Source organism: Paenibacillus sp. Paensp38, from assembly GCF_059491915.1.
This window is the reverse complement of the sequence record NZ_CP168516.1, coordinates 723,903-744,573: the sequence shown is the minus strand read 5'-3', so window position 1 is coordinate 744,573 and position 20,671 is coordinate 723,903. Positions and strand designations below refer to the sequence as shown.

The following is a 20,671-nucleotide window of genomic DNA, read 5'->3' as shown; positions in this document are numbered from 1 at the left end:
TACTTGCCGATCCCAGATCAGCCATCTAAAACAAGAATTCAACATCTTCCACTATATTCACATTTTTGTGAAGACAAGGGTGCTTACCGATTGGAATATTCGGTTGGCAGATAAGCTGTGCCAAGATTTTCATGAATTCCTTCCCTAGTGTTTGCACGGTTTCTTGCTGGAACAACGAAGTGCTATACTCCCAGTTACATGAAATTCCCTCTACAGTCTCATGTACTTCCAAAGCAAGATCAACCAGAGAAACTCCGTTGTGATACGGATAATTGTATATATCATAAAACTCTGGACTTTTCAGAGAGGTGTACATGTTATGCAGAATAAATGCTACATCAAATAAAGGGTTACGGCTTCTATCTCTGTTCAGCTGTAGCATTGCCACCAAATCTTCAAATGGGTAGTCTTGATGCTCAAAACTTTGCAACGTATTTGTCCTAACCTGATTGATAAATTCATGGAACGTAATCTCTTTGCTGGAACAGTTACGCATGATTATGGTATGAACAAACATGCCAATTACAGGATCAACATCTCTATGAGGTCTTCCCTGTGATACAGAGCCGATGATAATGTCGTTTTGTCCAGTTTGTTTCTCTAACAGTAAATGATAGGCGGCGAGCAGCACAATATATATCGTTGAGTCTGTTTCCTTAGAAAAACGATATATGCTCTCTACTAACTCTGAATTCATTTGCAAACAGATTTGTGAACCTTGATAGGTTTTATGGGCTGGTCTTTCAAAATCTACAGGCAAATTCAATTGAGGGATTGGTGCAGCGCATTTGGATATCCAAAATTGCCGCATCTGTTCCTTCTCTGGAGAATGTTTTCGTTCATTTTGCCATACCACATAATCTCTAAATTGAACTGTAGGCGGCTCCAGCTCCTGATTTGATTTATAGAAGTGGATTAGCTCTTTGAAAAAAATCAATAGCGAAGTGCCATCAGAGATTAGATGATGGAAATCAAATACCAGCGCTTGTTTGCCATTTGTTAATTGAACTAGAGCTCCTCGTGCCAAAGGCGCCGTTCTCCAATTAAACGGGTTCGTGAATTTTTTCATCATCACTTTCAATTCGTCTTCCTCTAATATTGAAGGATACATTTCCATTTCTATTCTCGCATCATCATGAATAATTTGGATCGGCTCTCCATCCATAACATCAAATGACGTCCGTAACGCCTCATGTCTTCTCACAATTCGATCAATAGCTATTTGTAGTCTGTTAAAGTCCATATTTCCGTCCACAATAAGGGCCAAAGGCTTGTTATACATCGTAAAATCAGGATTATACTGCATCATTACAAATATCCTGCTTTGGTCTGACGATAATGGATAATATGGTTTAACAGGGTGCTTTTTTATAGTGCTGAATGGACCAGGTACCATCCCTTCTGTATTCCTCAACAATTCAGTCAGTTGTGCAACAGACGGGTTTTTAAGCACATCCACATCTTTTAGATCGGTATGCAATATAGCATTCAATTCATTCACAATCTTGATAGCTGTAATAGAATCTCCACCTAATTCATAAAAATTGTCCGCCAATTTAATGTGAGAGAAGCCAAGGTATTTTTTAAATAATTCTAATATGATTACCTCTCTTTTCTCCCTTTCAGTGCCAATACTTTTTATGACTGGCGCCGACGAATCTATCCAACAACGCAGCTTTGAAAATGGATATACAGGCAGGCTGATCTTTTGATAATCACTATTTTTGTATATTTCATCCCAAACGAACTCTGCCCCTTGTGCATACAACTGACCAAGCTCGTTCATCGCTTTTTCACGCTCTTCATTTTTTTTCAAATATGTTTCCCTTACTTTCTCAATAACAGGTTGATGATTGTCCAACTCACTATAATATACCGCTGGTACATCCATCAGTTCTAAACTTGTTGTACATAATGCTGTCAGTTTATCTAGCATTTCCTCTTTATTCGAAGCTATAATAGCCAATCGATATCCAAAGTGTTTGCGACCAGCATTTGCGGTATAGCATAAATCACCTAACCGATATCCTTCAGATTGAGTCATCCACTCTTTGTAACTGTTTATTAACTCTAGCAAACTCGATTCGCTCTGAGCCGAAAGAGCCAACATCTCCCAATCTTGGCCTTTTTCCTCTGAGGGTGTCTTCAAGAAATTTTCTAAAATGACATGACAGTTGGCCCCTCCTCTAGAAAAGGAACTGATCCCGCACCGCAAAACTTCTTTTTTTGTCGAGAATTGGATAACATCGCTATAACATTCAGCAGAGTCATCCGGAGTGATATTAGCATCTCCCCATTGCTTGTATGCTCCTGACGGCAGTTCCTTATATTTTAAGGCCATAACAGCTTGCAATAGCCCTGCCAGACCAGAAGCATGATACAACTGTCCTATAGAGGATTTTACAGATCCCAAGAAAAGCTGACTCTGTGTTCCCCTCAAATGTGAAAATGCAGACTGTATCCCCTCTCTTTCCCTGACATATTCCAAGTTATTTTCAATGTTATGTGTTTCTATAAATGAAATAGTTGAAGGATCGATACTTGCATTATTCCATGCTTGTACAAGCAAATCCTTATATGTACTGCTATCTCGTACTCGTCCATGATGATTCGTCGACGAGCCCTTTATAACAGCATGAATGTGATCTCCGTCCAGCATCGCCTTGTTTAAGGGCTTGATCAGGATTGCCATAACTCCTTCTCCATAATCTACTTGAGTATCGCCTGATTGTATTGGAAACAAATTAATGCGGGACGTCCCTATTAGTGCTTGTTCACACTCTCCCGCCCGTATCGATTGGCAAGCCTGATGTACTGCAACTAATGATGAAGCATCTGAAGCGTTGGTTACTACAGTGGGACCATGCCAATCCATGATATAAGCGATCCGACTAGGAATTAACGAAGATAAATTCTCCGTAACACATAGATCACCTAGGACAGGATTAACATCGGCGACCATCTGAGCATATGAATATTCCGGCAGATCACTTTCTCCGTAAAACACACCTGTTCTGGTTCCATACAATGAATCGCCACCGTACCCCGCATCTTCCAGCGTATGCCATACTACTTGCAACAACAAACGAAGAGAAGGGTCTATCACACATGCTTCTTCGAAAGAGATGGAAAAGAAAGGATAATCAAAATAATCAACGTTATACAAAAAGGCTTGGCGTGCAAATGAAATAGCTCTGTTTTCCTCTTTCCCCATGATCCAGTTTAAATAGGAATTCATATCCTGCTGTCGTTTTTCTGATAAATTATTGATAAACGCTTTCCCCTCTTTTTGATGATCCCAGAGCTGATCAATTGTAGCATCAGAGGCAAATATCCCAGATATCCCTATAATAGCGATATCATTTTGTTTTCTATGAGGATTTTCGGAACTCGACATGCACCTCAACATCTCCTTTTACTCAAAATATACGCTTCCTGATCAACCTATAAACATAATAAAAAGGATGCTTAGCATCCTCTGAATATGACCCTATATATTTAGAACTAATTAGAGAAGCCCTCTACATCAACTGTATTAATTTCGAAATGAACATAGCTTCGCCCACTCATCTATTTTTCAATAGACTACACACACAACTGCAATATGACCTCATCGCTACACCAATGTACCGAAGCATCAGTTGGCTTCACTCTGATTTTTTGGGGTAATGTTCATTTGGGCATTTTCCGATACTGAAACAATCTTAATTCCCACATCAATATATTTTTCTGCGCCATTCAGCCTCAAGATAATCCTCGCTCTTTTTTTCCGCGCATCAATCTTTTTTATTCTTTCTTCCTCACCCGTTAGCGGACCGTCACATACAACGGCCCTTGTATTTCTTAGATATAAAGACGAATATCCTATAATTTCATCTTTATCAATAAGTTGGAGAATAGGTCTCATTTCTTCGTCGTCAATTTTTGAGAACGAATAGGACTCAATTCTATCTTCCGGATTCACTCTTATTTCTTTAGACTCTATTTGATGATAACGATGGTTAAAATTATTTAGAAGTCGATAGCATTTAGGAAGCCGCCTAAGATCATTATAAGTTTTTGCATTCATCTCCGTATTTACAAATACATAACCTGGAAAAATCGTTCGACAAACTTCATAGATGTGACCCTGTCTTTTCTCTAACAGCCTACGTTTGGGAACTATCGCATACATTGACGACGGATTGTAGAATTTACGTATCATCGCTCGAACCACATTTTCTTGTCCGGTTTCGACATGCAGCACATACCAGCTCATAATCGCTGTCAATCCCTTCTCAGTAGAGACGCAGAAATATTTCAATTTTAAATATTATATTTTTTCCCTTTTATAGTTATATTATGAAGTAGATATTATCAAAAGGAAAAACATTAATCAACAACTAATTTCATACAAATTTCGACACCTATCTATTTTTTATCCAATTAAATCATTTCCTGATATCATACGGTATCATGAATATATAACAGCTTTACACTAATATCATTTGTTGAATTTATGCATTTAATTTTACTATACATAAAAATTATACGAACAGGATGGTCCATCACTACCATGAAAAAATCATAAATTGATATAATCAGTATATTTTATGTATTGTGAACCCAAACAAGCTGCCTCCGACCAGATACCGAAGACAGCTTACCGCTTGTTTATTTAATATTATGAAATGAGATTTAAGGAGGCAAACAGAAGCCTCTTCTTAAACATAGGCTCAATTGTTTATAGTGGAAGGCCAGTCTCCAAGAGATTTAATGCTTCAGATAATAATTCAGAAAAATTTTCAGTTGGATTTTCCGCATAATGCAACATAACAGATATGTTAACACCTATGACGGCGCCTGCAAAAGTTCGAATCTGCAAGTCTCCAGGATCTCGTCCCACCCGTTTGGAAACCATCTCAGCAATCATATGCATTGTATCAGTCAAATTATTCAAGGTTGCAGCCCGGAGTTCCGGTACTGACATCACGAGTTGGTTACGCTCACGTGTAGTAGACATTTCGTCGCCGGACATGTCAGACATGGTTGCTAACATAGCATTACGCACAGCTTGAAGTGGAGTTAAATGAGCTGGCTGTTCTTCAAATGCAGATATAAGCAGGGGATCATAGTTATCTGTAACAATCACATCCTCCTTGCTCGAAAAATAGCGAAAAAAGGTGCTTGGTGAAATCTCCGCTGCTTCTGCAATCTGTTCCACAGTAGTTTCGTTATATCCCAGTTCGCTGAATAGGCGTAACGCATGCATTTGAATCGATGCAATGGTTTTTGCTTTTTTTCGCTCCCTCAGCCCAAGATTTTGCTGGTGTTCAAGTGACATTTGTTTCACTCCTCAATAGATTGCTCATTCAAGTTTCACTCCTCATCGAGCAATTTGCTTCAGCATATATTTTTGACCACATGCACACTATTGCCCGATTTTGCGTTTACACTCAGTTTATCATGATCCTTTGTACTTCACGATACCCAGGATTGTATTATTCCTGACTGTAAAGCAATACATCAAAACTTGAAACCACTCCAATATCAGCTTTTATAGGCGAATATGCGGCGTACAGAAGCTGATAGGTTGAATCAGGTTGGTTCTATTGAGAAATTCAAAAAATTTATCTCCTCACCTCGTTAGTACAATTCCCTGCCCACCATCAACAATAACCCTGTCGCCGGTTTTCATTCTTGTAGTAGCATTTCCACATCCTACAACAGCTGGAATGCCTAGCTCTCTGGCTACAATTGCAGCATGAGAGAGTGGTGCTCCTATATCTGTTACAATCGCAGCTGCTTTTGGAAAAAGTGGAGTCCAGCCTACATTCGTTGTCGAGGTCACCAGTATTTCACCAGGAAGGAGCTGGTGTCCATCCTCAGGATTCCTCAGTACACGTACAGTCCCCTCAATTCTACCTGCCGCTCCAGCAACTCCTTCAATGATTTCGGAATGGATAGAGCTATCTAATGGTATATATGGATCATAATAATCTACTCTGCGATTGGGATCCTCCATCCATTGTAAAGGTTCAAATCGCCCACGTATAATCGAGGGGAACGCAGGCAGTTGCTTATATTTTAAATAGTTCACTTTTCTGGTCGAGATTCTCTCCTCAATAACACTTCCTCCTGCAAGCCAGCCCAATATCTCATCTACATATAAAAAAAATACATCTTCTCCTATGCCAATCAACTCGCCTGCTTTCAGCGCGAAAGAGCGATTTAATCTGAAGACACGCGTCCATTCCGAACGAACAGCTTCCCTTAAATGCGGTCCTTCAGAAATTTTTGCTATGACACGTTTCAACTTATTTATCTTGTATGGAAAACGCTGCTCCAATCTTCTCCAAACCACTTCATTTTGTTCACGTTGTTTATACAATAAATCGTCAACATTTATTCCAGATTTCTTTGTTTCTTGGATTTGCTTTTCCAGCCAACTCGGTTCTTCTCTTGGATCAGGTATCGATAGCTCAAACTCATGTGGGCCTCGATGCCCATATTCCAATAGATAATCCTCCTGACTCATTTCACCTTTCACGACTGAAGATATACCAACAACAGGTCCCAAGCTGGCCAAACCTGTACTTCCGCTCAGATTAGATAGAAGTACACTAGCATCATCACGTCCAAGCCATTTCTCCAACTTTTCCTTCAATCGAACAAAATTTTGCATCTTGCTACTAGGTCCTTCCAGTGCAATCCACATCGCTTCAATATTTTTAGGCCAAAGCTGCTCACGCCATAATGTAATCAATTCTTCCTTGGACTGGACATTGCCAATTAACTCTTCCGTTTGAGTGCACCAGGCCGCTGTTTCTTTTATGTGCTGTGGTAATAATTTCATCGCTTTTCGGGTCTGTTTAAAAGCATACAGCATCTTGGGGAGCATTATTTTAATGAGCTCTTTCCTAGAAAACGGATATATAGGAATTTGGATTTCATCTGGAATTTCCCCAAAAACATTGCTCATTTTTTTTAATATTGACTTTTTATTCCACCCAAATGCAAAAAAAACGGACAATGGTACACTCACATTGGAGTATACTCTTCCACAGATATTACCAGACATTAAATAATGACCAGGAATCACATTATGTTCTTCGTCCAAAGCACGAATAATAGACCAGCTTAAGGGAGTAACCACATCTGAAATGGATTCACCTACATTAGTATTCGTCCAAAGAAAATCACCTGATAAAGAATCATTCCATTCAAATGTATCCATATTTCCAGGGCTTAAAGTAGTAACAGGTCGTGCTTGTAAAAAAAAGAGTTGGCCATTGGCAATGGCCCATTCAATATCCTGTGGTTCTCCCATCGCTTTTTCCAGACGGGAAGCATACCAATATAGCTTTTTGATATAAGGAAGTAATTCTTTTGGCCCTTTATATCGACCTGAGGGTTTAAATAAGGAGAAAACACGAGCATTTCCTTTACCAGATACCAGTTGCTCCCCTAACCCGAACACAAAATTTCCAGACATTACTGAACGATTGCCCGTAATAGGGTCTGCTGTAAAAAGAACACCCGAGATTTCAGAAGGAACCATGATTTGGACTACAATCGCCATTTGGTGTGCTTCTTCAAAACCCTTAACTGCACTGTATGCCCGCACCCTCTCACTGTATTGAGAATGGTGAACCACATACAAGGCTTTCAGAACGTCCTCGTTTGTTTGTACTTCTAAGACACTTTCAAACTCTCCTGCAAAAGAAGCTAAGGCTGAATCCTCGCTCAAGGCTGAAGACCTTACTGCAAATGAGACATTAGGGTAATCCTTACGAAGCTTTTCCAAATACCTGATCATTTCTTTCCATGTCTTTTCCTTAAGTTTTTCCCCTTGAAAGGCCTGTGGAAAAACAATAAAACCATTAGGAATCGGATAACCAGCTTGAAGCATCCTAGCAAGCATCCCTCCTTTGCCTCCGGTCCATTTCCGCAGCTCAGGAGTTATCTCTGCAAACCATTCTATTTCATTACCCATTTTGACACTTCCTAACTTTTTCAGTTGTAATATTTCGGTCCCGTAATTGGAAATGGGTATATTTATTGTTTATATTTTTATTATTTCGGGACTTAGTATCTTTTTACACTTTATACAAAAAGACAGTCAGTGTCAAATTAAATAATCTTTCACTTTTTTTGTATCCTGTATCGTTAGCCTCATAGCAACTTACTGTACAAATAAGTCCTAAAAAAGAAAATAGCCTGCGGAAACGGTCCGCAGGCTCAAAAAGATATATCAAAAGGGGGTCATGCTGTTATTATAAACTGCTAATATTAAGGAATGATGTTTCGAATATTACAATTGTATTACAGTCACTCTTTTGTAGCTAAATTCTCAAGTATCGACAATCTTGTGCCGTGCTCTCAACTTTAATCCAACTGCGATACATATCCACGATTGGAACGCAGCTTATAAATGACCTCATCATAATCGGCATCATTCACCTTTGCAGATAATACATACCGTAATTCATCTTGATCACCGTTAATATACACATCTGTTGCACGGAGCAACCCTCCGTCATGATTCGTTGTTCCGCTCCGATCTTCATCCAGATCCCTTTGGGCTGAGCCAGAGTTAATCTGGCCATCCTTCACATCTGGTAAAATATTCTCGCCATAAGCACCCGCCGCAGGGATTGCCGCACCCGCTGAGCCTCCTGTGCTCACAGAGCCAGTATTGTTATAAGGGACCAACGGAATTAAAACCCTCGTCTCCCGACCGAGCGTCTCATCCAGAGCACCTACTTCCAAATGTTCAGTTCTATAAGCCTGAAGCGAAGCTCTAGCGCCCTCAGCTTCATCTTCTGTGCGAAAATAAGCCTGAATCTGTTTAGCCATATCAAATCCTCCTCGTTAGGGAATTGTACTGGCATAAATCTAGGAAGCATTCACGGAAATTACAATGCCTTTAACAACTCACGCACAAAAGCGGGCTCATCCTTAGGGGTCCGAGACGTAATAAAGTTACCGTCCACAACCGCCTCTCGATCCTCAAAATAAGCACCCGCATTAATCAAGTCATCTTTCAATGGAGGATAAGCTGTAATCGTCCGGCCTTGTAACAAATCGGCACTCGCCAAAATTTGTGGCCCGTGACAGATAGCGCCAATCGTTTTTTTGGACTCATTAATTTCAGTTACAAATTTCAGAACATTTGCATCCAAACGGAGATTTTCCGGAGATGATCCACCAGGAATAACAACTGCATCATAATCACTTGATTTCACATCTGCAATGGCTTTTTCAATAGTATAGCTTGCTTTACCTTGCTTACCGCTCACTTTCTCACCTTGCTTCAGCCCAACAATATCCGCCTCATGTCCAGCCTTTTTTAATTCATCATAAGGTACCTTCATTTCGGAATCTTCAAATTGGTCAGCCAATAAAAATGCAATTTTACTCATGAATGTTCAGATCTCCTTTCCGGTTATCCCTGATACAAGTTTAAAATTAAGCTTATTTTTCTACCACGATTTGTTATTACCCACTTGATCTGTTTTTATAACAATTCGCAGCGGCGGAAAAGAAAAAGGAGCCTTTCGGCTCCTCCACTAATTCAATGCTACATATTTTATTTTTGGCCACTTTATGCTACTTTCGGGTGGCACCTTATTAACGCTCCATTTAACCCAATGTTACCTGCGCGGCAAAGCGCCGCGTCCTGGCTTGTCTATGGCTGTTGCAACATGCTGTAATAACGTATCAGCATTACGAGTAAGGCTGATTGCCTCCTGCATACTACCGGGAAAAAGCAGCATAGTGCTTCGATGCCCGTCCATTTTTGGGGTTTGACGCATAGCTTCGTCTCTCCTGTCACCCTTAGGCTATCCGCCTGGCTAATCACCAATTGGGATGACATTATGGTCCCTCTGAACAGCTATTTTATTCTACTCAGACCTCGCCGTGAATGTATAGTTACGAACGTTCGGTATCCAAAATCAGTGTGACTGGGCCCCAGTTCGTCAATGAAACATCCATCATAGCCCCAAAAATTCCCGTTTCTACCTTCAGGCCCTTGGCTCGAAGCTGACTGTTGAAGAAATCATACAGCTTCTCCGCTTCCTCAGGTTTGGCCGCCCCCATAAAGTTAGGCCTTCTTCCTTTACGGCAGTCACCATACAACGTAAATTGAGAGACAGACAAAATGGCTCCACCGACATCCAGAACGCTGTCATTCATTTTGCCTTCAGCATCATCAAATATACGTAATCCCGCCGTTTTATCCGCCAAATAAACGGCATCGGCTGCTGTATCTCCCTGACCAATACCAACCAGCAGCATTAATCCGGTTCCAATCTTGCCAACCACCTTTTGATTCACCGTTACCTGAGCGTCTTTACAGCGCTGAATAATGATCTTCATCGACTATCCGATATCTCCTTTAACCTTCCCTTTTAAAAGGTGCTCACAGCCGTACTACGGCTCTTTTAGCAGCCTATGGGTCTTTCTACCCAAGATATGTTACAAAGGCTATAAACCTATCTGTACGCTTCATAAGGTTATTGCATAATCCGATGCACGGTGTATACATCCTTCACCCGTTTAATCCGTTCGACAACAGAATGCAAATGATCCGTGTTGCGAATGAGAATCGTGATGTGAATCATCGCCATTTTATTTTTATCTGTACGACCTGTAACGGCCGAGAAGCTGGTTTTGTTCTCAGAAATGGCCTGAAGCACTTCATTCAGCAAACCGTTGCGATCATGGCCCGTAATCTCAATATCGACACTGTAATTGACTTCCGCTGCTTCTTCCCACTCTACTTCAATCACACGCGCCTGGTCTTCGCCCGTACCCGAAGGAATATTCGGGCAATCCGTCCGGTGAACGGATACGCCGCGTCCACGTGTTACATAGCCAATGATGTCATCTCCCGGTACGGGATTACAACATCGTGCAAAACGAACGAGTAAATTATCGACGCCTCTGACGCTGACACCGTTGGTAGGTGTTTTTTTCCGTTCGCCCTGCGGCTTGTACTCCTTGACCTCGGTCGTCAATTCGATCAACCGTGCCTCTTCTTGTTCCTTACGCAGCTTCTCTGTCAAACGTGTACAGACCTGCGCTGCGGTTATACCACCAAAACCAATCGCAGACAGCATATCTTCGGAATCGTTAAAAGAGAACTTCTGTGCCACTTCCTGAAGCTTGTCGTCGCTCATCCACACCGATGGCTCGATATCGCGTTTTCTTAGCTCACGTTCCAGATTTTCACGGCCTTTTTCAACATTCTCCTCACGCTTTTCTTTCTTGAACCATTGTTTGATTTTACTGCGCGCGTGAGAGGACTGAGCAATTTTGAGCCAGTCCTGACTAGGTCCATAAGAATGTTTGGACGTCATAATTTCGACAATATCCCCAGTTTTAAGCCGATAATCCAAAGGTACGATTCTTCCATTTACCTTAGAGCCAATCGTTCGATTGCCAACTTCGGTATGAATACGGAAAGCAAAGTCCAGCGGAACGGATCCGGCTGGCAACTCAATGACCTCTCCCTTAGGAGTAAACACAAACACAAGGTCTGAGAAAAAGTCCATTTTGAGCGATTCCACAAATTCCGACGCATCCTTCGCTTCATTTTGCAGCTCCAGGATTTCTCGAAAAAAGGTGATTTTATCCTCAAAGTTAGTGTTGTTTGCTCCGTTGCCTTCTTTATAGGCCCAATGGGCCGCAATCCCGAATTCAGCGGTACGATGCATATCCACTGTGCGAATTTGCACCTCGGTAGGCTCCCCGTTAGGACCTACTACTGTCGTATGAAGGGACTGATACATATTGGCCTTAGGCATAGCGATATAATCCTTAAACCGCCCCGGCATCGGCTTCCACAACGTATGGATAATCCCCAGTGTGGCGTAACAGTCTTTAATGTTATCCACAATAATTCGAATCGCCAGCAAATCATATATTTCATTGAACTGCTTGTTCTTCGTCGTCATTTTTTTAAACACACTGTAAATATGTTTAGGGCGTCCGGACAGATCAGCCTGAATGCCCATCTCTTCCAGCTTTTCTCTGATACGCTGTATGACATTATCAATAAACTGCTCCCGCTCTGCCCGCTTCTTATGCATCAAATTAGCAATGCGATAATACTGCTGAGGATTCAGATAGCGCAGAGCAATATCTTCCATTTCCCACTTAATGGCTGAAATACCCAGTCGGTTTGCAACCGGACAGAAAATCTCTAACGTTTCATAAGCAATCCGACGCTGGCTTTCCTCTGACTGATATTTCAAGGTACGCATGTTGTGCAGACGATCTGCTAACTTAATGACAATGACACGAATGTCCTGCGCCATAGCAATAAACATTTTTCGATAATTTTCGTTCTGTTGTTCTTCCTTGGAACGGAACTGGATACGCTCCAGTTTCGTCAGACCATCGACAAGCATCGCACATATATCGCCAAAATGCTCGCGAATCTGCGCCAAAGACACCGTCGTATCCTCCACAACGTCATGTAAAAGAGCGGCGATAATGGAGATGGTATCCATCTGCATATTAACGACGATATCAGCAACCGCAAGCGGATGCAGAATATAAGGTTCACCGGACTTACGAGTCTGGCCGGAATGGGCCTGTTCGGCAAAATCATAGGCGTCCCTGATGCGGATAAGATCTGCTTCTCTGGTATAGGCCCCGGCCTTTTTAAGTAATTGCTCTATCCCCATTCTGCTCTATTCCGTGTCCTTTCTATGCAAAATGGAACCCGCCGATCAATGTCGCGCAAAGGTTCCCTTTTAAAAGTGATTTCCTACAATTATGACGGTTAGCACGTCACACGTCAACTATTACAGGTTTGGCATTGTAGCATTATTCTGTCACACATGGATAAGTAAAATGAGGAATGTTGACGAATTGAAACGAATTATATTGAAAAAATTACGAAAAGTAATTAATGTATATAAGAATAATTGAAAGAACTAAGGAGTGAACTGCGTTGCAACGCGAAATTCAAGTTAATGAAAAGCTACCGGCAGGACCTGGGTTCCTGCTCAGCGTACAGCATTTGTTTGCCATGTTTGGCAGTACCGTGCTGGTGCCGAATATTTTCGGCGTCGATCCCGGCATGATTTTGCTAATGAACGGTATTGGCACATTGTTGTACATCTGGATCTGCCGTGGCAAAATCCCCGCCTATCTCGGCTCCAGCTTCGCTTTTATCGCTCCCGTCAGTCTTGTGCTTAAAAACAATCCTGGCGGCAACGGCTATGCTATGGCCCTCGGTGCTTTCATCATTACAGGTATTATTTTCTGCCTCGTCGCACTGGTGATCAAATATGCCGGAACCCGTTGGCTGGACGTCGTTTTTCCTCCAGCTGTTATGGGCTCCATCGTAGCCTTAATCGGTCTGGAGCTGGTTCCGGTTGCAGCAGGCATGGCAGGCATTATCAATGCCGATCCTACTAAAGCATGGACTCCAGATCCCAAAACGATTACTCTTTCGCTCGTTACACTCGGGGTTACTGTTCTGGGTGCGGTGTTGTTTCGCGGGTTTGCCAAAATCATCCATATTCTGATCGGTATCGTAGTGGGCTATGTGCTTGCTTATTTTATGGGCATGGTCAATACACAGGCCATCGCAGACGCTCCTTTTTTCGGACATCCTGCAATTACCACTCCAGTTTTTAATACCTCTGCTATGCTGACGATTCTTCCTGTTGCTCTGGTCGTCATCGTAGAGCATATTGGTCACTTACTTGTGACTAGCAACATTGTCGGGCGTGAGTTGTCCAAAGATCCTGGTCTCCACCGCTCTCTGCTGGGTAACGGTATTTCCACCGTCATTTCGGGTTTTGTCGGTTCTACGCCTAATACGACTTATGGTGAAAATATTGGTGTCATGGCATTAACTAAAGTGTACTCTGTATGGGTTATTGGCGGAGCGGCTATCATTGCCATCCTGCTGTCCTTTTCAGGCACGTTCTCAGCGATTGTTTCTAATATTCCAGCTCCAGTTATGGGTGGCGTATCCTTACTATTATTCGGTGTCATTGCTGCCTCCGGTCTAAGAATCTTCGTTGAGCAAAAGGTTGATTTCGCCAAGCCAACTAACATGCTGCTTGCGACCATCGTGCTTGTTGTTGGAATCAGTGGTACTACGCTCACTTGGGGCGCTGTAACCTTGAAAGGTATGGCATTGGCTACAATCATCGGCATCATCCTCAGCTTGTTCTTCAAGCTGATTGACGTGCTCGGCTGGTCCAACGATAAATCACAGGAACCTTTAACCGAGAAAACACCAGATTGATATCTTTTTTTCAACTTTAAAAGGCCGCTCCATGTTAGTTATGGATCAACACGCTCAGGCTGTATAGACAAGCGTGTAAAGATCCATATCTCAATGGAGCGGCGTTTTTTTATGCACGGCCTTTTTTTCTAAAGATATCACACACGAAAGCGAGATACGACCTGATTAAGCGTATCAGAGACACCTGTAAGTGTCTTGACAGAGCTGTCCATACCTTCCAGATCCTTAAGCTGCCGTTCGGATCGTTCCGAGGCTTGCTCTGTACGTTTAGCTGAAGCTTTCGCAATGTCTGCAAGATATCCAATAGAGGCTGCAACTTCCTCTGAACCTGCCGACATTTCTTCTGAGGCAGATGAAACCTCCTGCACTTCTATCGCCACCTGCTGAATATCTTGATTCATCGCAATAAAACGTTCTTCCACCTCAAGTAAAATAGATACTCCTTCATCCATCTCCAGAGCACCCTGCTGCATTCCTTCCAAAGCTAATTTGGTTTCTTCCTGCATGGATCGGATTCGACTCGTAATTTGTTCCGCAGACTCGCTCACGTTTACAGCCAGCTTGCCGATTTCTGAAGCCACCACAGCGAACCCTCGGCCATGCTCCCCTGCACGTGCGGCTTCAATGGAAGCATTCAGTGATAGCAACTTGGTCTGCCCACTAATTTCCTGAATCATTCCAATTATGCTGCCAATTTGGGCGGACCGCTCATTCAATGAGCTTACTACCCTGCCTGCCTCATCCATAGATATTTTCGCTTTATGCATTCCTTGGTTGACCACGGTCAACCGTTCATTTCCTTGTTGTGCCTTATGTTCAATCTCAGTGGTAGCCTCGGATACATGCTGGATAGATTCAGCAATACGCTGTATGCCAACAGCCATTTCTTCCATCGCAGTCGCACTCTCTGCTGCTGCGACCAATTGAAGCTCGGCTCCTTCCTTCACCTGTGCCAGTTCTCCTGCATTATGCTGCGCATCTTTAGTAGCCCCAGAAATCTCTTGGGAAATTTTTATAGATACGCCTGAGATAACATCTGACTCTTCGCTCAAACGTGATGCCATTCCTCTGGTTGCCGCAATCACCTTATTGATCCCGTCAGCCATTTGGCCAAATTCATCCTTACGTTGTTGTGTTAGTTCAACGCTGTAATCCCCATGAGCCATACGATTGGTTATCTGCATAATTTTTTTAATCTCTTTGATCATACCTGAATTGTTAATTAATAACGCTCCCATAATTAGCAAGATGCCTATAACACTAACAATAAGAAGAAGTTTAAGCATTTCGTTCGCAGAGCGGTTCAAATCGGATTCTGGCAGTAATACGCCGATTTTCCATCCGGTTTGTGGGAGTGTTTCGTACATTATCCGGTAGTCCTCACTATCAATGGGTACGGATAGTTGTCCGGACGTACCACTTTGAATAGATTGTGCTGCTTCCGCATTCATCGTTTTTGTTAACGGCTCGCCTGCTTTTAAGGACGGAAGACCGGATGACAAAATGGCTCCATTCTTATCCATCAAGATCGCACTACCGTTAGCACCAAACTTCATTTTTTCAATAAACGTTTGAATGTTTGTCATATTCAGGTCGCCAGTAATGACACCTAACAGCTTCCCTTCCCTGTCATAAAATGCTTTCCCTGCAGTAATCATATTGACTTTCAGTCTGCTATCGTAAAAAGGCTCCGTAAAATTTATTTCCTTACCACGTTCCACGGCTTCTGTATACCATGGCTGTGTTAAGTAGTCATATTGTGGATCATCATATTCAATCGTTTGCTTCACTAGCTGGCCATCTCTATGCACATATATGGAACGGTAAGTCACTCCCGGATCATACGCACCTTTAGCAAAATAAATCCCTAACCCATAGGTCATATCATTTAATGCCAGCTCTTGTTCAAAGAATCGTCCATAACCCTCAATGTTCATTCCTGTTCCCAGTTGTTCCGCACTCTTAGTCAGCATCGAAACAAGTAAAGCATGACGATCTACGTTAGCTGCAATATCTGCTTTAACTCTCGATAAGGAATGAGCAGCATTTTGGCTTATTTCCGTATCTAGCTTCTGCTTGGCAAAAAAATAAGACAAAAAGCTGATTAAAATCAGCGTTATAAGTACAAGCGGAATCAAGGTAGAAAATGTCCGTGCCTGTAAACTCTTAAATCGAAATAAACCCAATATGACCACCTCTGCTCCTTTTTAATTATTTATCGACATTTATTTTAAATTTTTTATAACTATTCCCAATAAAAACAGTGGTAATTTGCACCAGTCAAACAAAGTCACACCTAAAACGCTTCTAAACAAAATAGCCCGATGGAGCAACTCTTTAGATAAAGAGATGTTCCATCGGACTATTTAGGCAATCCATACATAATTATTTCCCGGGAAACCCAGGTTTCGAAATACTTAATACGTAATCAGGGTGAATACATCTACGTCAGGCAGCTTCGCCCGACCGTTTAGATCAGACAGCTCGATAAGAAAAGCAGCCCCTGCCACATTGCCACCAAGCTGGCGTACCAAGTTTACGGATGTAGCAATAGTTCCACCTGTAGCAAGCAGGTCATCAGCAATCAAAACATTTTGGCCTGGCTCTATAGCATCCTTATGCATCGCCAGCGTATCTTTACCATACTCCAAACCGTATGCTTCCTCAATGGTTTCTCCAGGGAGCTTGCCACTTTTACGGATGGGAATAAAACCAACGCCAAGCGCATAAGCCAGAGGCGCACCGATAACGAATCCACGTGCTTCTGGACCTGCAATCAAATCAATTTTTAAATCCGATACCAATTCCTTCATATCGTTGATAGCCTTGCGGTACAGTTCACCATTTTTCATTAGGGTTGTAATGTCTTTAAAACTAATCCCTGGTTGTGGAAAATCGGAAATCACCCGAATATATTCTTTGTAGTCCAACTTAGTTCCTCCTACTGTAAACTTCAAATTAGTATATACATTTTACAACATAAATTACGAAATAGTATCTCAAGACGCACCCTTCATAAGAGACATAATCCAGCTCGTCATCTGGGTGGTGTCCGCATCCAGCAAATACCGCTCCATTTCAGCCATATTATATAATTCCTGATAGCGCGGAGAAGCAGTTAAATCCCGCTTGGGCGGATTGGATACAAAACGGAATTGACCATCTGTACGCGTCATAAACTCAAGCTCTTCGAAGATGTCCAATACTTTGGATAACATGCGTACTGAACAGGAACACTGTCGACTAAGAGCAGGCAGCATTGCCTTTTCATCAATAGGCTGTGTTCCCAATCGGGAAAGCACAACGTAAATGCGCTTGAACAGCTCTCTGTCTGGGCTTACGAGTCGACCGCCACGTTCACTGACTGAATGAAGGAGAAATACGTTTTCTACATTTTCAAAGGTAGACCATAATGCCTGGAACTGATCCGGTGTATCCGGCGGCTCCAGTACGAACAGCGACTTCACAGAGTGCTGTGCATCTCTTTGACCATCACTGGGAATAACGCTGCCATCTTTATCGTATAACCATAAGGATTCAGTGTCCACGGAGCTAGATGTACGAAGCCTAGATGACGGGTGGACCAACACCGCAACGTCTTTCTTTCTTTCCTCTATGCGTGGATGAAAGATCTTGAGTCCCCGCTCTAATTCGGCAAAAGGGTCCGACACTCCACGATAATCAAAAATTTGCGGCGCCTGCACTCGAATGTCCTGCATCATGAGCTGGAGAGACCTTTTACCGTTCCATTCGTTAATTGACAATTCACCCAGCAGATCTATCTCCGTTTCTTGCTGTAAAAAATCAGCCAAATCGCCACGACGGAAGGCAATCGCGTCCAGCGATAAACCGTTCTGCTCCAGCAGGAGCTTCACATGATTTTTCTCACGTCCCATTTTACGAGCCTCACGCAATTGCAGACCCTGTAATACGAATCGTGGAGATGGATTCCCCATACCAAAAGGCTGAAGCAACTCCAGTTCTTCAACCACTTGCAAAGATACCTCGTCCAAACGACAGACCATATCAGCCTCAGCTACAGGAATGAGATCGTCTGGTGTCAAAATGGAACCCGCATAGCGGTTCAGCTGCTCTTCAAACAATTCCAGATTATCACAGGACAGCGTCATACCCGCTGCCGAAGGATGACCACCAAAATGCTCCATAAGCTCATGGCTGTCCGTAAGAGCACTGTAAATATCCAATGCAGGAATAGAACGGGCGGAACCTTTGCACATACCTGTCTCAGCATCTATACCCAGAATAATGGTCGGTCGATAATAGCGATCCAACAGCTTGGATGCCACAATTCCGACAACGCCGACATTCCAGCCTTCACCAGCCAATACAATAACTGACGGTAGCTTGCCTCCGTTCAGTTTGGATGCCAATTGTTGCTCGGCTTGCTCCACAATACGTTCGACCACCTGTTGACGCTCACGATTGAGCAGGTCCAGCGCATGCGCAAGTTGGTCTGCTTCTTCCTCTTTTTCTGTCGTCAGCAGAGAAACGGCTCGTCCCGCATGATCCAGGCGCCCGCTGGCATTAATCCGCGGAGCCAAGGCAAATGCGATGTTGACTGAAGTCACTGTAGATATATCTACGCCCGCTACATGGAGCAACGCACGAATCCCCGGAAAAGCAGAGTTTCTCATGGATTGAATCCCTCTGCGTACCATCGTCCGATTTTCACCATGTAGTGGCATCAGATCGGCTACCGTGCCGATAGCGACGATTTCAAACCATTCCTCCGGCACTTCACCCAACAGCGCCTGAGCGAGCTTCAGGGCAACACCAACACCTGCAAGACCTTTAAATGGGTATGGACAACCGGGGAGCTTCGGATTAATCAAAGTATATGCCTCGGGAAGTACTGCAGGCGGCTCATGATGGTCCGTCACAATAACGTCTATCCCCAAGGAAGTTGCATAAGCAATTTGCTCTACTGCACTAATTCCCGTATCTACCGTAATGACCAGTGTAACTCCCTGCTGATGTGCCCAATCAAGGGCATGGTTATGCAGACCATATCCCTCGTTAGAACGATGAGGAATATAAATATCATAGGAAGCCTTTAGAAAACGCATGAGCTGAATCATCAATGATGTACTGGATACGCCGTCCGCATCATAATCTCCATAGATTAATATATGCTCGCCACGTTCCAGAGCCTGACGAATTCTCGGCACAGCCTCTTCCATACCAAGAAGCAAAAAAGGGTCGTGTACATCGTCCACACTTCCGTACAAAAAGCGGTTTGCTTCCCCGGCGGTAGTGACGCCCCGGTTCACTAAAAGCCGGGACAACAATGGTGAAATCCCCAGTTCCCCTGTCAACAGCTGAGCCGCTTCCAGGTTAGCCTCTGGGGTCTTCCATCTGTACTGCGAATGAAGCAATCCTATTCACCTTTCTTTCATAGTCGTCCTGCCCTATTGAAGCAACGACGACACATCATTATCTGGCAGTTCATGATTGGATTTGTATGGATATCCGGCTTGATAAGAAATGAACTGCATTTGTACATGGGTCACCTGTGGAAAACGGGCTAACAGTAAATTTTTGGCTCGATCGGCGATTTCCTGCGCTTCCTGTACCGTAATCCGCGGGTTCACACTTATCGTTACATCCACTGTTATGAAATGCCCTGTTTCCTGGGCATGTAAGTGTTCAACCGTTACAATACCATACACCCGTTGAATCGTCTCCATAAAGCGTCGGGAGTCTTCCTCCTGCAAGGGCTGCGCAGGAACCTGGTAAGCGGTATTCATTACCATCAAATATCCTTTACGCAGCACCAGACAGGCTACGAGCAAAGCTGCGGTTGGATCAAGATATAATAATGCAGGCCATTCCATTGCTTCGCCAGTCATTGCGCCGATCATGCCAATCAATGCAATCAACGATGCATACAGCGAGTAACGTTCATGGTTTGCGTACCGATCTGCTTCCTCTTTATGACCATGTTTAATCGAGTAGCGATATTGAAACTGAAATAGCGCTTCTCTCAATACCAACGCAATAAATACGGTAATTAATGCATACAGACCGGGTGCCTGCGGTTCCGAACTGCTTAATGAACGAACAGCCGAGATAGCTAGCTGAAGACCGCTCATCAGCACTAAAATAGCCAGTACCACAGATATGACCGTTCGAACCTTTTCACCGTTTCGCAACCGTGCCAGCATTCCGTGCCCTGTAGCACCCTTGGAACACAGAAGCTCCTGCAAACGGGAAGCACTATCTGCAGCCGTGTGCAGTGCATCTCCCAACAACGCCTTGCTGTTTGCCGCATAACCGACGGCTCCCTTTAGAACAGCCAGCGCGAGATTACCTACAATCCCGCTCAACGCCGCAGTTTCCAATGATCGGCTGCGTTCGCTATTCACAACGTTTCCCCCTCAATCCTGAACTAAC

Annotated in this window: 14 protein-coding genes; 1 reads left to right on the top strand and 13 read right to left on the bottom strand. The window is 43.2% G+C overall.

Annotated elements, in window-relative coordinates; translation table 11 throughout:
• Positions 1-25 precede the first annotated feature (25 nt).
• From ACEN8J_RS03520 to ACEN8J_RS03480, 9 genes are all read right to left on the bottom strand, one after another.
• On the bottom strand, positions 26-3,397 hold the full coding sequence (locus ACEN8J_RS03520; RefSeq protein WP_318627547.1) for a condensation domain-containing protein: 3,372 nt from the start codon (positions 3,395-3,397) through the stop codon (positions 26-28).
• A gap of 240 nt (positions 3,398-3,637) precedes the next feature.
• Entirely contained in the window at positions 3,638-4,258 is a 621-nt protein-coding gene (gene loaP, locus ACEN8J_RS03515; protein WP_029514827.1) for an antiterminator LoaP, read from the bottom strand.
• Positions 4,259-4,723: 465 nt separating this feature from the next.
• Entirely contained in the window at positions 4,724-5,323 is a 600-nt protein-coding gene (locus tag ACEN8J_RS03510; RefSeq protein ID WP_029514826.1) for an acyl-CoA-like ligand-binding transcription factor, read from the bottom strand.
• Between the two features lie 294 nt (positions 5,324-5,617).
• Positions 5,618-7,975 (bottom strand): PEP/pyruvate-binding domain-containing protein, encoded by a 2,358-nt coding sequence (locus tag ACEN8J_RS03505; RefSeq protein WP_029514825.1) that lies wholly within the window; start codon positions 7,973-7,975, stop codon positions 5,618-5,620.
• A 392-nt stretch (positions 7,976-8,367) separates the two neighbouring features.
• Positions 8,368-8,838, bottom strand: a complete 471-nt coding sequence (locus tag ACEN8J_RS03500; protein WP_069012463.1) for a hypothetical protein — start codon at positions 8,836-8,838, stop codon at positions 8,368-8,370.
• Between the two features lie 59 nt (positions 8,839-8,897).
• Positions 8,898-9,404, bottom strand: a complete 507-nt coding sequence (locus tag ACEN8J_RS03495; protein ID WP_029514821.1) for a type 1 glutamine amidotransferase domain-containing protein — start codon at positions 9,402-9,404, stop codon at positions 8,898-8,900.
• Between the two features lie 231 nt (positions 9,405-9,635).
• The gene (locus tag ACEN8J_RS03490; RefSeq protein WP_165150826.1) at positions 9,636-9,797 is read right to left on the bottom strand and encodes a hypothetical protein; all 162 of its coding nucleotides are present in this window, start codon (positions 9,795-9,797) and stop codon (positions 9,636-9,638) included.
• Between the two features lie 118 nt (positions 9,798-9,915).
• Positions 9,916-10,362 (bottom strand): D-aminoacyl-tRNA deacylase, encoded by a 447-nt coding sequence (dtd, locus tag ACEN8J_RS03485; RefSeq protein ID WP_069012461.1) that lies wholly within the window; start codon positions 10,360-10,362, stop codon positions 9,916-9,918.
• A gap of 137 nt (positions 10,363-10,499) precedes the next feature.
• Positions 10,500-12,677 (bottom strand): RelA/SpoT family protein, encoded by a 2,178-nt coding sequence (locus tag ACEN8J_RS03480; protein ID WP_495594236.1) that lies wholly within the window; start codon positions 12,675-12,677, stop codon positions 10,500-10,502.
• 269 nt (positions 12,678-12,946) lie between these two features.
• Between ACEN8J_RS03480 and uraA the strand changes: the two genes are divergently transcribed.
• The gene (uraA, locus tag ACEN8J_RS03475) at positions 12,947-14,257 is read left to right on the top strand and encodes a uracil permease (protein WP_318627548.1); all 1,311 of its coding nucleotides are present in this window, start codon (positions 12,947-12,949) and stop codon (positions 14,255-14,257) included.
• A 137-nt stretch (positions 14,258-14,394) separates the two neighbouring features.
• Here the strand turns inward: uraA and ACEN8J_RS03470 are convergent, their stop codons facing one another.
• From ACEN8J_RS03470 to ACEN8J_RS03455, 4 genes are all read right to left on the bottom strand, one after another.
• Positions 14,395-16,452 (bottom strand): methyl-accepting chemotaxis protein, encoded by a 2,058-nt coding sequence (locus tag ACEN8J_RS03470; protein WP_318627549.1) that lies wholly within the window; start codon positions 16,450-16,452, stop codon positions 14,395-14,397.
• Between the two features lie 222 nt (positions 16,453-16,674).
• Positions 16,675-17,187 carry an adenine phosphoribosyltransferase gene (locus ACEN8J_RS03465; protein ID WP_029514814.1) on the bottom strand — a complete coding sequence of 171 codons (513 nt, stop codon included), beginning with the start codon at positions 17,185-17,187 and terminating at the stop codon, positions 16,675-16,677.
• A 69-nt stretch (positions 17,188-17,256) separates the two neighbouring features.
• The gene (recJ, locus tag ACEN8J_RS03460) at positions 17,257-19,653 is read right to left on the bottom strand and encodes a single-stranded-DNA-specific exonuclease RecJ (RefSeq protein ID WP_209949770.1); all 2,397 of its coding nucleotides are present in this window, start codon (positions 19,651-19,653) and stop codon (positions 17,257-17,259) included.
• Between the two features lie 33 nt (positions 19,654-19,686).
• Positions 19,687-20,643 carry a cation diffusion facilitator family transporter gene (locus ACEN8J_RS03455; RefSeq protein ID WP_029514810.1) on the bottom strand — a complete coding sequence of 319 codons (957 nt, stop codon included), beginning with the start codon at positions 20,641-20,643 and terminating at the stop codon, positions 19,687-19,689.
• Positions 20,644-20,671: the final 28 nt, after the last annotated feature.

Excerpts from the sequence above, each read along its gene's own strand:
- ACEN8J_RS03490 (WP_165150826.1), bottom strand. The coding sequence starts at position 9,797 with ATGCGTCAAACCCCAAAAATGGACGGGCATCGAAGCACTATGCTGCTT.
- dtd (WP_069012461.1), bottom strand. The coding sequence starts at position 10,362 with ATGAAGATCATTATTCAGCGCTGTAAAGACGCTCAGGTAACGGTGAAT.
- ACEN8J_RS03520 (WP_318627547.1), bottom strand. The coding sequence starts at position 3,397 with ATGTCGAGTTCCGAAAATCCTCATAGAAAACAAAATGATATCGCTATT.
- ACEN8J_RS03495 (WP_029514821.1), bottom strand. The coding sequence starts at position 9,404 with ATGAGTAAAATTGCATTTTTATTGGCTGACCAATTTGAAGATTCCGAA.
- loaP (WP_029514827.1), bottom strand. The coding sequence starts at position 4,258 with ATGAGCTGGTATGTGCTGCATGTCGAAACCGGACAAGAAAATGTGGTT.
- ACEN8J_RS03510 (WP_029514826.1), bottom strand. The coding sequence starts at position 5,323 with ATGTCACTTGAACACCAGCAAAATCTTGGGCTGAGGGAGCGAAAAAAA.
- ACEN8J_RS03505 (WP_029514825.1), bottom strand. The coding sequence starts at position 7,975 with ATGGGTAATGAAATAGAATGGTTTGCAGAGATAACTCCTGAGCTGCGG.
- ACEN8J_RS03500 (WP_069012463.1), bottom strand. The coding sequence starts at position 8,838 with ATGGCTAAACAGATTCAGGCTTATTTTCGCACAGAAGATGAAGCTGAG.
- ACEN8J_RS03480 (WP_495594236.1), bottom strand. The coding sequence starts at position 12,677 with ATGGGGATAGAGCAATTACTTAAAAAGGCCGGGGCCTATACCAGAGAA.